Annotated in this window: 8 protein-coding genes; all 8 read left to right on the top strand. The window is 60.5% G+C overall.

Annotation, left to right across the window (positions count from 1 at the left end; genetic code table 11):
• Positions 1 to 41 precede the first annotated feature (41 nt).
• Positions 42 to 2,240 carry a phosphoribosylformylglycinamidine synthase subunit PurL gene (gene purL, locus MGMAQ_RS04370; protein ID WP_148560842.1) on the top strand — a complete coding sequence of 733 codons (2,199 nt, stop codon included), beginning with the start codon at positions 42 to 44 and terminating at the stop codon, positions 2,238 to 2,240.
• A gap of 27 nt (positions 2,241 to 2,267) precedes the next feature.
• Positions 2,268 to 2,510 (top strand): BolA family protein, encoded by a 243-nt coding sequence (locus MGMAQ_RS04365; protein WP_046020583.1) that lies wholly within the window; start codon positions 2,268 to 2,270, stop codon positions 2,508 to 2,510.
• A gap of 79 nt (positions 2,511 to 2,589) precedes the next feature.
• Positions 2,590 to 3,312, top strand: coding sequence for a FecR domain-containing protein (locus tag MGMAQ_RS04360; RefSeq protein WP_046020582.1), 723 nt, complete (start codon positions 2,590 to 2,592; stop codon positions 3,310 to 3,312).
• Entirely contained in the window at positions 3,309 to 4,019 is a 711-nt protein-coding gene (locus tag MGMAQ_RS04355; protein ID WP_046020581.1) for a hypothetical protein, read from the top strand. Before MGMAQ_RS04360 ends, MGMAQ_RS04355 begins: the two co-directional genes overlap by 4 nt.
• 119 nt (positions 4,020 to 4,138) lie before the next feature.
• On the top strand, positions 4,139 to 4,474 hold the full coding sequence (gene grxD / locus MGMAQ_RS04350; RefSeq protein ID WP_046020580.1) for a Grx4 family monothiol glutaredoxin: 336 nt from the start codon (positions 4,139 to 4,141) through the stop codon (positions 4,472 to 4,474).
• 137 nt (positions 4,475 to 4,611) lie between these two features.
• Positions 4,612 to 5,787 carry an FIST signal transduction protein gene (locus MGMAQ_RS04345; RefSeq protein WP_046020579.1) on the top strand — a complete coding sequence of 392 codons (1,176 nt, stop codon included), beginning with the start codon at positions 4,612 to 4,614 and terminating at the stop codon, positions 5,785 to 5,787.
• Positions 5,787 to 11,483: a transporter substrate-binding domain-containing protein gene (locus MGMAQ_RS04340; protein WP_046020578.1), complete on the top strand. Its 5,697-nt coding sequence runs from the start codon at positions 5,787 to 5,789 to the stop codon at positions 11,481 to 11,483. The genes MGMAQ_RS04345 and MGMAQ_RS04340 overlap by 1 nt, the downstream gene beginning before the upstream one ends.
• Positions 11,480 to 13,888, top strand: a complete 2,409-nt coding sequence (locus MGMAQ_RS04335) for a DUF3772 domain-containing protein (RefSeq protein WP_046020577.1) — start codon at positions 11,480 to 11,482, stop codon at positions 13,886 to 13,888. Before MGMAQ_RS04340 ends, MGMAQ_RS04335 begins: the two co-directional genes overlap by 4 nt.
• Positions 13,889 to 13,913: the final 25 nt, after the last annotated feature.

Here is a 13,913-nt window from a genome sequence, read left to right as displayed (position 1 = left end):
GCTATCTAGGGCGCGTCTCACATTTGACTGGAGCGCCCGCCGTGACCGCCATTACTCCCGAACTCATCGCCGAACACGGACTCACCGCCGAGGAGTACGACAAGATCCTCGAAATCATGGGCCGCGAGCCGAATCATACAGAGCTGGGCGTGTTCTCAGTCATGTGGTCGGAGCATTGCTCCTACAAGTCTTCCAAGCTGTGGCTGAAGACCCTACCCACGGAATCCACCGAGGACCCGGACCGGGTGATCTGCGGGCCCGGAGAAAACGCCGGCATCGTCGACATAGGCGATGGTCAGGCGGTGATCTTCAAGATGGAAAGCCACAACCACCCCTCCTACATCGAGCCCTATCAGGGCGCGGCCACCGGGGTCGGCGGCATTCTGCGCGACGTATTCACCATGGGTGCGCGGCCCATCGCCAACCTCAATGCCCTGCGCTTCGGCGAGCCGGACCACCCCAAGACCCGGCATCTGGTCTCCGGCGTGGTGGCGGGCATTGGCGGCTACGGCAACTGCATCGGCGTGCCCACGGTGGGCGGCGAATGCGAATTCCATCCCAGCTACAACGGCAATATCCTGGTCAATGCCTTCACCGCCGGGCTGGTGGACACGGACAAGATCTTCTATTCCGCCGCCGCGGGCATTGGCAATCCGGTGGTCTATGTGGGCTCAAAGACCGGTCGCGACGGCATCCACGGCGCCACCATGGCCTCCACCGAATTCAACGCCGATTCCGAGGAAAAGCGTCCGACCGTACAGGTGGGCGACCCCTTCACCGAAAAGCTGCTGGTCGAGGCCTGCCTGGAACTGATGCAGACCGACGCCATCGTCGCCATTCAGGACATGGGCGCCGCCGGACTGACCTCTTCGTCTTTCGAGATGGCCTCCAAAGGTGGTGTCGGCATCCATATGGATCTGGATCAGGTGCCGCAGCGCGAAGAGGGCATGACCCCCTACGAGATGCTGTTGTCGGAAAGCCAGGAACGCATGCTGATGGTGCTCAAGCCGGGCAAGGAAGACATCGCCCGGGCGATCTTCGAAAAGTGGGAACTGGATTTCGCCATCGTCGGCACCATCACCGATACCGGTCGCATGGTCATTCATCACAAGGGCGAGGTGGTCGCCGACCTGCCCATCGATCCGCTGGCCCTGGCCTCGCCGGAATATGACCGGCCCTGGGTGGAAAACGAGTCCCGTCCGGTGCTGGACGCCCTGGATGTGACCATGGTCGATCCCATCGAGGCGCTGACCAAGATCATGGGCTGCCCGGATCAGGCCTCCAAGCGCTGGATCTGGGAACAGTACGATCACATGGTCATGGGCGACACGGTGGCCCGTCCCGGTGGGGACTCCGCCGTGGTCCGCATCCATGGCACGCAAAAGGGTCTGGCCCTGACCAGCGACGTCGCCCCGCGATACTGCCTCGCCCATCCCTACGAGGGCGGCAAGCAGGCCGTTGCCGAGGCCTGGCGCAACCTGACCGCTGTCGGCGCCAAACCCCTGGCGGTCACCGACAACCTCAACTTCGGCAATCCGGAAAAGCCCGAGATCATGGGTCAGGTGGTGGGCTGCATCCGGGGCATGGGCGAAGCCTGCTCGGCCTTGGACTTTCCGGTCGTCTCGGGCAATGTGTCGCTCTACAACGAGACCCAGGGCGAGCCGATCCTGCCCACCCCGACCATCGGCGCGGTGGGGCTGATCGAAAAGCTCGGTATCCGGGTCGACGCCGCCTTCCACGATGACGACCAGACCCTGATCCTGGTGGGCGAAACCCGGGGCCACCTGGGCGCGTCTTTGTACCTGCGCGAGATCGCCGGGCGCGAGGAAGGGGCGCCGCCGCCGGTGGACTTGGCCCGCGAGCGGGCCCATGGGGATTTCATCCGTGAATTGATCGGTTGCGGCCTGATCAGCGGCTGTCACGATCTGTCCGACGGCGGCCTGGCCGTGGCTGCGGCGGAAATGGCCCTGGCCGGAAACGTCGGCTGCACTCTGGAAAGCCCGCCGGGTGCCGCTGCGCTGCACGCCTGGTTTTTCGGCGAGGATCAGGCCCGCTATCTGATCGCCACCGACGATAAGGACGAAGTCATGACCCGCGCCTTCCAGGCCAATGTGCCCGTGCGCACCATTGGCAAAACAGGCGGTGACGCCCTTGAGATCGCCGGCAGTGGCACCATATCGCTGGAAGAGCTCCGCCGTCTGCATGAGGATTGGATGCCTTCCTATATGGCGGGGGAGTAGAGTGTTTTTTTTAGGAGATAGCCCACCATGGCCATGGAACTACCCGTCCTCAAGCAAATGATCGAGGAAGCCCTGCCCGGTTCGGATGTGACCGTCGAGGATCTGGTCGGCGACAACAACCACCTGTCGGCGAAAGTCGTGTCCGAAGCCTTTCGCGGGAAGTCGCGGGTACAGCAACACCAAATGGTCTATGCCGCTCTGAAAGGCAAGATGGACGGCATGGATGGCGAACTCCATGCCCTGCAACTGCAGACATCGGTACCCGACTAATTTTCCCTTTTCCCCTCGCCTCGTTTTGCTATCATTTGACTTACTGATAACAAGTCGTTGGCAAGGGGGATAATCAACCATGAAATCTGTATTGAATCGATGGCCCTTGGGGGCTGTCGCGCTGGCGCTGTGCGTCCTGGTCTCGGGCCCGGCCTGGACCGCTGACAATATTGGCGTCGCCGCTACGGTCATCAATAAAGTCGAAGGTGTGCTGGACGGCAACCAGCGGCCCATCGCCTTGGACGATTCCGTCTTTATGAGCGAGGTGATCCGCACTGGCGACGCCAGCGGCTCGCAGATGCGGTTCATCGACGACACCCACCTGCATGTGGGCGAAAAGGCGGAAATCGCTTTGGACACCATGGTCTTCGACCCGGCGGACAACACCACGCAGAAGATGGTGGTGAATATGACCCTGGGCATGTTCCGCTTTATCAGCGGCAAACTGGACAAGCAGAACTACGAACTGCGTACGCCGACCGTTTCCCTGGGCATCCGGGGCACGACGCTGGTGATCCGGGTGGCCGAGGACGGTTCCACCGAGATCGAGGTGGAAGAGGGCGAAGCCACGGTCACCCCGCCGGTGGGCCCGCCCGTGACCCTGGGCAAAGGCCTGTTTACCCATGTCGCTCCGGCGGCATCGGCCCAAGCGCCCGGAGCGCCGTCCAGCGGGTTCATGATCGCCAAGGCCCGTTTCAATGCTTTGATGGCAGCGGCGGGAACGTCGGCCCCTTCGACCCGCACCCAATTGGCATCCCAGGCCTCGTCCAGCTATGAATCCTATGAGGAGGGCTGCGAATGAAACGGTTAGTCAAAATCTGCGTCGCCCTGGTATTTACCTTGGCCTGGACTCCGGTACTGGCCGCGACCAGCGTCGAATCCCTGTCGGTGGGCGACACCGTCCGAGGCGAAGTGAAAACCCGCGGCGGGGTGGTGGTGCCGTTGCCCGCTGGAAAGTGGGTGGTGGCTGGATCCAGGCTGTTTGGCAAGAAAAACAAATGGCACTACCTGGTATTGGCCGAGGTCAAGGACAAGGTGATCACCCGTGCCCTGCTCATTCGGGGCAATCGGTCCAAATCCAACAAGGGCTTTAAGAAGTATGCCGGATGCACCAGCGAGAACGCGTCGTTCAAACAAGTAGACGCCAACGAGCGCCAAGGGGACCAGGACTGTTTCGTGGTCCGCGCCTGGTGCACCCGCAAGCACGAAAACACGGTGAGTAACTTCTATCGGGAGAGCCTGGTCAAGATGGGCCGCGCGCAGGATCTGTTCGTGCCCATGGGTTGGGTGGGCTGGGAGGTTCGGCTGGCCGATACCCGCCGCAACATGACCTATGCCACACTGGTGGCCAGCGACTTGATCCTGCCCGCCGATACCAAGCGCGGTCATTGGATTCTTGATGATTGGAAGCCGGACCTGGTGGCCGCCAGTCCCGCCAAACAGGCGGTCATGGATTACATGAAAACCTGGGGTGAACAGTGGCGCCCCCGCCTGAAGTCCGCCTGGTAGATCCTTGCGAGTCGGGGAGTCGTTGACAGATTCCCCAATCGGGACCATATGGAAACCAATCGCGGCCCTGCTCCGGCGGGGCCGCCCTTGGTTATATTTGATATGAAGGATACGCCGCCATGACCGACGACAAACCCGTATTCAAGCAAATCCGCCAGGATTTGGAGGAAAACGACGTGGTGCTCTACATGAAGGGTACGCCCATGTTCCCGCAATGCGGCTTTTCCGCCGCCGTGGTTCAGGTGCTCAGCGAAACCGGCGTCAAATTCAAGGGCATCAATGTCCTCGAAGACCCGCGCCTGCGCGAAGGCATCAAGGAATTCGCCAGCTGGCCGACCATTCCGCAGCTCTACGTCAAGGGTGAGTTCGTCGGCGGCTGCGATATCGTTCGCGAGATGCATGCCAATGGCGAACTGAAGACCATGATGAACGACAAGGAAGTTGCCCCGGCCTGACCCGTCTACAAGGCATCTACGAAAAAGGCTGCCCTCGGGCGGCCTTTTTTATTGCACCTGCAACATCATGGTGTGCCATTTCCCCTTGAATTGATTTAAACTGCCACCCGCAAGTTGGAAGACCACGTGGGAATATCATGGGCACGCATGCAGGCATCGGTACCAGCCGACACCGCTATTACAAAACGGCCGCTTCGGAAGCCGTTCAACAAGCACTGACAAATGCCAGCATCGACAAGCCCGATGTTGCCCTGGTCTTCGCTTCCGCTTCCCATCCACAGCAGGATCTCATCCGGGAAATCCGCTCTTTGCTTGATCAGGCACCGCTGATCGGCTGTTCCGGCAATGGCCTGATCGCGCCGGGCATGGCGGATGAGGGAAACTTCTTTGTCGGCGTGATGGTTATCACCTCTGACGACCTGCGCTTTGACGTCGCCCAGGCCCAGGGTCTTGACCGAAGCGCCCAAGGGGTCGGACAGACCATTGGTCAGTTGCTCAAGCCTTGCGTGGCCGAGGACTCCTTGTGCCTGATTGCCCTGGGCGATGGGCTGAATTTCAACTTTGATCGCTTCCAGTCCGGTTTGGCGCAGCATGTTTCGTTACCGGTTTTCGGCGGACTGGCCGGCGATGGCTGGCACATGAAGGGCACCACCCAATACTGCAACGGCGAAGTGTTCGAGAACGGCATAAGCTGCCTGCTCATGTCCGGCCAGGGCCGATTGGCGACGGCGGTGCACCATGGCTGCATGCCCATCGGCGAGGAACGCACCATCACCAAGGCCGAGGGTAACGTGATCCATGAGATTGACGGCATACCGACGGTCAAGGTTTTGGAAGAGTATATGAACCCGGAGGAAATGGGTGATTGGGGACGGGCCGTGGTCAACCTCAGCCTGGGATTCAAGGCGCCGGACGCCATGAAGGACTATGACGAGTACCTGGTGCGCTTCATGCCCCAAAGGGATCCCGAGACCGGATCGGTAACCGTCGCCACGGAAACCGAGCCGGGAACCGGCGTCTGGATGAGCCGCCGGGACAAGAATAAGATCATCGACGGCGTGCGCCAGATCGCCACCGATGTGACCAACCAACTGTCCGGCAGCAAACCTAAATTCGTGCTGCACTTCGATTGCGCCGGTCGCGGCAAGATGATTCTGCGGGAACAGGAAAAGATCAACGTGATCAACGATCTGCAAGAAAATGTGGCCCCCGGTTCCCCCTGGTTCGGGTTCTATACCCACGGCGAGATTGCCCCGGTGGCCGGGACGACCTGCTTCCATAATTACTCCCTTGTCCTGCTGGCGGTGTACTGATGCGCGCGCGCCCTGCCCTTGCCGTTCTATTCAAGCTGAGCCTGCTGCTGTGGGTCTTCATGGCCGGGTGGACGACCCAAAGCGTGGCGGCACCGGACAAGCTGCGAGTCGCCTATTGCCAGGACTGCATACCATTCCACTTCACCGATGCGGACGGCAACCCGGCGGGCATGATCATCGACTTCTGGAAACTCTGGGAGCAAAAGACCGGCACACCGGTGGACTTCATCGCCGCCCCTTGGGACCAAACCCTGACCATGGTCGGCAATGGACAGGCGGATGCCCATGCGGGTCTGTTCTACAATCAGGCCCGCGATCAATTTCTCGATTATGGGCAAGCCCTGCGCAAGACCGATACCCATGTATTCCTGCACAAGAGCCTGCCGCCGCCCACCGGCCTCAACGAGCTGACCCCATATCGCGTGGGAGTGATTGCCGGGGATTTCGTCGAAGGCTATCTGAAAGGGAAGCTGCCGAGACTATCGGTGGTTCCTTTCGACACCTATGACGACCTGCTCGAAGCGCTGAAGACCGGGCGACTCAAAGCCTTCGCCGCCGATACCCCGACAGGCCTGCGGCATCTGGCCCGCGCTGGGCTGAGCTCCGACTATGCCATCAGCGCCTCACAACGGCTCTATAGCAATGACTGGTTCATCGCCGTGGGCGAGGGAAATGCCGACCTGTTGGCCCATATGGATGCGGGCATGACGCAAATCGGTCTGACCGAGCGCAATCGCATCGCCCGACGTTGGACCACCCCTGGCGGAGATCAGGACGATGGCTCCTTGGTCATCGCCCTGATCCACGACTACGCACCGTTCAGCATGATCGCGCCGGATGGCAAGCCGATCGGCTTCATGGTCGATTTCTGGACCGAATGGAGCAAAGCCAGCAAGACCCCCATCCGCTTTGCACCCATGGGCTGGTTGCAGACCCTCGAAGCCCTGCGCAAGGGCGAGGTGGATATCCATCTCGGAATGTTCAAGAGCGCGGAAAGGGAAAGCTATACCGATTTCACCTCGCCCTTGCACCATGTGCATGTTGCCCTGTTTACCAAGCGAGGCGAGCGGGCGGGCACCCTTGGCCGCATGCAGGGCCGTCGGGTGGCGGTGATCGAGGGAACGAAGCAGCAGGCACAATTACGGTCCGAGTACCCGGAGGTGGAATTCGTCGGGTACTCCGAAACAGGATCCATGATTACCGCCCTCCTGAGCGACGAAGTGGCCGCCATTGTCGAGGAAGCGCCGATCATGAAGGCGGCCCTCAATCGCTTGGGCGTGGCCGGACTGACCGAGCGGACCCAGGAATTGTTCGAGCAAGGGCTGCACGGTGCCGTGTCCAAAGGCGCCACCGACCTGCTGGCCAAGATTGAGGACGGACTGAGGAAAATCCCCCAGGAGCGCTTGGAAACCTTGGAACGCCGCTGGTTTTCGGACGCCGAAGACCGCTACTACGCCCGTGACGGGTTTTTCCTGACCGATGTGGAGAAGGCTTGGTTGCAGGCAAACCCTGTCCTGCGCTTCGCCGTCACCAATTTCATCAGTCCGGTGGATATCGTCGACGACAACGGCAACTACAGCGGCCTCAATGCCGACCTCATCGAGATTCTCGAACGGCAATTGGGCGTGGAAGTATCGCCGACCATCTTCAGCAAGTGGGACGACGTGATCAAGGCCGTCTCGCAGGGCAAGGTAGAGGCCGCCTTCAGCGTCTCAAAGACCCCGGAGCGGGAAAAGGACCTGCTGTTCACCGAGCCCTATGCCTACGACCCGATCATCCTGCTCAACCGGGAGAACGGCCCGGTCATCGACCAATGGCCGCAGCTGGCCGGACGAACGGTTTCGGTGCTCAAGGGCGGGGCCTATGCCGCCGTCGCCGAACCGTATTTGGGCGATGAAGGCAAGATCGTCACCTTTGACACCGAGGCCGAGGGCATCGCGGCATTTGCCGAAGGCGCCTCGGAAGCCCATGTCTCCACATTGATCATGTTCGGATCCGAGCAGAAGAAGATGCGCCTGCCCGGGTTGACTGTTGCTCTGTCCAAAAACGTCGAGGGCGGTGCCCTGCGTTTGGCTGTTCCCAAGGAAAAAGCCATCCTGCACCGGATCCTCGCTCGTGCCGTCAATACCATGCCCTCTCGGGAGATCACGGACTTGCGCGCCCGCTGGCTGGCACCGCCACGGGTCGAGACCGTCGAAAACATGATGGCCAAGGGCGTCAAGGACGGGTCCATGCGCAGCATGCTCTGGCAACTGGGCCTCATCACCTTGGGGATGATCCTGGTTCTGATCATCGGCACCCAAATCATGCGACGGGTTCTCGCCCGGTCCGGTGCCAATATCTATCAGACCCGCGAGTTCAAAAGCCTTGGCTTCGGACTGGTGGCTCTGTTCCTGGGTGGGTCCTTGCTGGTGGTTTGGATTGTTCTCGACCGTATGGAAAAGCAAATGCGCCGCGATGTGGGCACTTCTTTGGCCACAGTGCTCAATACCACCCACGCGGCTCTCGGCGTCTGGGCCGAAGGCCAAAAACGATTCATCGAGTCGGTGGCCTCCGATCCGGAGCTGCGCGATCTGGTGCTAAGGCTATTGATTGTACCGCCAGAGAAAGAGGCCTTGAAAGATAGCCGGGAATTAGCCGATATCCGCGACTATTTTGATCGGCTGCGCGCGCGCACCGGCGATATCGGCTTTTTTATCATCAACAACGAGTCGATCAATATCGGCTCCATGCGCGATGCCAATTTAGGCGATGTGAACCTCATCAAGGATCAGCGCCCGGACATTTTGAAACAGGTGTTCCATGGCCAATCGGTGCTGGTCCCGCCGGTACATTCGGACGTCGCCCTGTCCCCCAATGATTTAGGCGAAACCGAAGCACCACCGACCATGTTCTACGCCGCGCCCATTGAGTTGGAAGGCGGATCGGTGCTGGCGGCGCTGACTTTCCGCATCCGGGTTGGCGCGGACTTCACGCGTATTCTCAACCTGGGGCGGCTGGGGGAAAGTGGCGAGACCTATGCCATCGACGAAAACGCGCTGCTGATCAGCGAGAGCCGGTTCGAAGACGACCTGCGCAGGCTCAAGCTGATCGGCGAAACCAAGCGCGCCACGCTGCACCTGCGTATTGGCGACCCGGGCGTGGACCTGACCCAAGGCGGCCAATCAGCCACCGGCATCAAGGACCGCCCCCTGACCCACATGGCGCGGGCTCTGCGCGATGGAGAAACCGGATCCAACACGGATGGCTACAAGGACTATCGGGGTGTGGAGGTGTTCGGTGCCTGGACCTGGGATGACACCCTACGCATGGGCCTGGCCACGGAAATCGACGCTGATGAGGCTCTGGGCTCGTTCCATCAGCTGCGCTGGATGGTGCTCAGCGTGATCCTCGGCGTTGTGCTTATCGGATTGGGGCTGACGGTATTCACAATCTGGCTTGGACGGACCTCCAACGATGCCCTGACTCGGGCCAAGGATGATCTGGAAAGCCGGGTGAAAAGATTGGTGCGGACGGAGACGGAACTATACGGCTTCCAAGGCCAGATCGATGCCCAGATGGCCACCTATCGGCAACTATTCCAATTAAGCCAGACACTGCTCAATGCGCATACGGCCGACGAAGCCCTGCAAATGGCCGCCGATAGCTGTGGCGATGATTTGGGTTATGACCGCTGCGCCTTCTTCCTATTCCACGAAGACACCGGCAGTTTCGTTGTCCATGCCCATACGGGCTATTGGGAAGACGAGGACGCGGAGCAGGTGGAAAGCATTATCCTGACCCGCGAGGACTCCCCCATCGACCGCCTGCACGGAGACGAGGACAAGCTGACGATCGAAGAGGGCGAGGTCTGCGAGGATCCGGACCTTCTGGCGTTCGCCGAAGCCCTGGGCATGGATGAAATGCTGGTGCTGCCACTGGGCATTGATCCTAGCGAGCCGAGCTTGTTGATGGCCGTGGGCAACCGTCTGATCCAGGCAGACTACATGACGCGCATTAAAAAGGATGGCGAAAGCTTCGTCAGCCTGGGCAGTCTGGCCTCCATGGCCTCGACCGTCGTGACCAGCCAATCCTATTACGAACAGTTGGAGGAAGAGCGTCGCCTGCTGGAACGCCGGGTCGAGGAACGCACCCGCGAATTGGCGGGCAAGGAAGCCCGCATCCGCGCGATCATGGAAAACGTCGCCGATTCCATCATCACCATCGACAAGCGCGGCATCGTGGAATCGGTCAACAAGGCGGTGGAACGGATCTTTGGCCATTCGGCCGCCGAGATCATCGGCCAAAACATCAAAATGCTGATGCCGTCCCGCTTTGCCCGGCACCACGATGACTACCTCGCCCGCTATCTGGAATCCGGTCAGGCGGCCATCATTGGTCAGGGCTCTCGCGAGGTGGAAGGCCTGCGCGCCGATGGTACCGCGTTTCCCATCGACCTGTCGGTGGGCGAAACCGAGATTGATGGCGAACGCCTGTATGTGGGCGTGGCCCGTGATATCACCGAACGCAAGGCGGAACAGGAACGCCTGCAACGCTCCGAGGAAAAGACCCGGTTGCTGCTGGAATCGGTGGGCGAAGGCGTCTTCGGGGTGGACCGGGAAGGCCACGTCACCTTCATCAATCCGGCCGCCCTAGGCATGCTCGGCTATGACCCAGAGGACCTGCTGGGCAACAAGGTACATGGCATCATCCACCATTCCCATGCGGATGGCTCGTTCTACGACGTGGTCAATTGCCCCATGTACAAGTCCTATACCACCGGCGAATTCCATCGCATCGAGGACGAGGTACTGTGGCGCAAGGACGGCTCGCCCGTGGAAGTGGCTTATCATAGCTCCCCCATCGTCCGCGATGGCGATACCGTGGGCGCGGTGATTTCCTTCGCCGATATTACCGAACGCAAACAGGCGGAACGGGAGCGCGATGACGCGCTGGACGTCATTTCCAGCAGCATCATGTATGCCAGCCGCATACAGCGGTCCATTCTGCCCAGCACGGATATTTTGAAAGAGCGACTGGCCGGTCACTTCGTCATTTGGCAACCCCGCGACGTGGTCGGCGGCGATATCTATTGGTGCGCGCCTTGGGGAGAGGGCCTGTTGGTCATCCTCGGCGATTGCACCGGCCATGGCGTGCCCGGGGCCTTTGTCACCCTGCTCGGATTTGGCGCCCTGGAACGGGCCAAAATGGAAGTGGAGCCTGGCGACTTACCGGCGCTGGTGCAGCGTATGCACAAACTTCTTCAGACCACCCTGGGTCAGCACCTGGAAGGCGGCGAGGCGGACGATGGCATGGAATTGGGTGCCTGTTATTTCCCCGCCGACATGTCGGCCATGATCTTCGTCGGCGCCCGGTTCGAAGTCTTTATCGTCGAGGACACAGAGGTCCGCGAGATCAAGGGCATCAAGAAGGGCATCGGGTATCGCTCCATTCCAGCCGATCAGGTTTATCCGGCTCAGATGATTCCACTCCATTCGGGCCAGCGTTTCTATCTGACCACCGATGGCATGATTGACCAGGTGGGCGGCGAACGAAACAGAATGTACGGTAAAAAACGTTTCCGCACCTTGCTGGCCAACATCCAGGACAGGCCACTGCCCGATCATCGCAATCTCGTTTATGATGCGCTGATCGAATACCAAGGTGACCAGATGCGCCGTGATGATGTGTCTCTGATGGGGCTCGAAATTCCATGATTCGATGGCTGTTGATCCTGGGCTTGTGTTTGGCCGTCATGGGCACCGCGCGGGCGCAGAACGACGTCATCGACCACGGACCCAAATTGCAGGCCTGGGAACTGGAACTGGAAGACCTGGCGGCCAGCATCACGCCTCGGGCCTTCAACGAGTCTGGTGTCAATCCTGACCGCCAAAAGATCCGCGCCCTGATCGAACGGGCCATCGACCTCCGTAGGGACAGCCAGATCCGCGCGAAACAAGTTCAGGACCTGCTTGATCAACTGGGCCCCAAACCGGAAGAAGGAGCGCCCCCTGAAGACGCCGTGATCGCCGAACGTCGGGCCGCGTTGACCGAAGACTTGACCCGCTTTGAAACCGAAACCAAGCAAGCGGGACTGCTGATTGCAGAGGGGGAGCAAATCCTGCGCGACCTGTCGCGCTCTGAGCGCGAGGTCTTGCGTGATACCTTGTTCGAGCGGGGCTTGTCGCCGTTGGACCCCGATGTATGGTCCGTGGCCGCACGCGATTTTTCGGTGGTGTTTCGCGAGACCTTCATCGATGCGCCCTATGCTTGGTGGATCGAGGTGCGCGCCGAATCCAAAAAACGTACCCGCACCCTGCAAGTGCTGGCCTATGCCCTGTTGGCGGCTCTCATTGGCTGGCCCTTGCGCCACTGGTTGAAGCGGCGTTTCGGACGGGACCCCTCGGTGGCCGAGCCCGGAGCGTCCCGGCGCCTGCTGGCCGCCATCACCGAGGGCATCACCGATGGCATTATCCCCATGGTGTTTCTGGCCGCCATCGGCATTCTGGTGGTCGAGGGAGGGTTGGTCGAGGATGCGTTGGCCAGCGCGGTGGTGGCCGTGACGCGCGGGGTCATCATCTATCTGCTGGCCGGCTCGTTGATCGACGCGGCCCTGGCGCCGGAAGCCCTGCAATGGCGTTTGCTGGCGTTGCGCGAAGCGGCGGCCCGTCTTTTTGTCACCCGGGCCAAACTATCGGTCATTTTGTTCTTGATCCTGGATGGCTCCTATCGAGCATTGACCTGGGTTGATCCCTCGGAAGCCTTTCAGGCGATCCATGCCACCCTGACGGCCTTGATTTTGGCGCCGGTGCTGGTGGCGACCCTTTCGGGACGCATCTGGGGCCAGTATATGGAGGCGGTTCCAGATCAAGAGGAAGAGACTGAGGCGGAGAGATCCAATGGCGCCCCCGTCCTCACGCGGCTGCGCACCCTGCTTTCGGCAGCCCTGTTGGCGGCCCCGTTGGTAGCCTTTATCGGCTATGGGCAACTGGCCAGCTATTTGATGCGCTTGCTTGTGCTCAGCACCATTGCCCTGGGCATCGTCTGGTTCCTGCGCACCATGTTGCGCGAGGCCGGCTCCGCGTTGCTGGAAGGTGACAGCCGTCTCGGCCAGGGCCTGCGCGATGCGCTGGCGATCTCCCAAGACGGTGCAAAGCGGTTGAAGGTCTGGCTGTTCCTGATTGCCGACCTGGGATTGATCCTGCTGGCCTTCTTGCTGATTCTGCCGGTTTGGGGCCTGCGCCCGGAGCAGATGCTGGACATGGGCGGTCGAATGTTTCGTGGTCTGCAAATTGGATCTTATACCTTCTCGCTAGCCGATATCTTCCTCGGCCTGGTGTTGTTTACCGGCATCCTGCTGCTCACCCGGTTAGTGCAGAAATCAGTCACCCAGCATCTGTTGCCCAACCTGACTCAGGACAAAGGAATTTCCGACGCCCTAAAAACCGGCATTGGCTATTTGGGGGTCCTGATTGGCTTGTTGGTGGGTATCTCCGCCATGGGCATCGACCTGACCAACCTGGCATTGATCGCCGGTGCCCTTTCGGTGGGTATCGGCTTTGGGTTGCAGACCATCGTCAATAACTTCGTCTCCGGCCTGATCTTGTTGGCCGAAAGGCCTATAAAGCCCGGTGACTGGGTCGTGGTGGGACCACATGAAGGAACGGTCAAAAAAGTCAACGTGCGCTCCACCGAGATCACGACCTTTCAGCGGGCCAGCGTGATCATCCCCAACGCCGAACTGATTTCGACCTCGGTGCTCAATTGGACCCACAAGAGCCTGCTGGGCCGCATGGACATCGTCGTTGGGGTGGCCTATGGCAGCGACGTGGAACAGGTGCGCGAGATATTGATGCAATGCGCCCGCGAGCATGCCAACGTGATGACCTATCCACTGCCTTTCGTGCTGTTCATGGACTTTGGCGATAGCGCCTTGATCTTCGAATTGCGGGCTTATCTTCGCAATGTGGAAAGCCGCATGAGCACCGCGTCGGACATCCGCTTCACCATTTACGCGCGGCTGAACGAAGCCGGGATCGAAATTCCCTTCCCGCAGCGGGTCCTGCACACGGCGCCAAACGAAAGGGATCCGGCGGAGGCTTCCCCCACCGGATCCCCATAAGGGAGCGGCCCGGCTCCCTTCCCCC

It is taken from the genome of Magnetospira sp. QH-2 (genome assembly GCF_000968135.1).
Taxonomy (GTDB): Bacteria; Pseudomonadota; Alphaproteobacteria; order Rhodospirillales; family Magnetospiraceae; genus Magnetospira.
The sequence above is the reverse complement of the archived record's forward strand: the minus strand, read 5'-3'. Positions and strand labels throughout refer to the sequence as shown.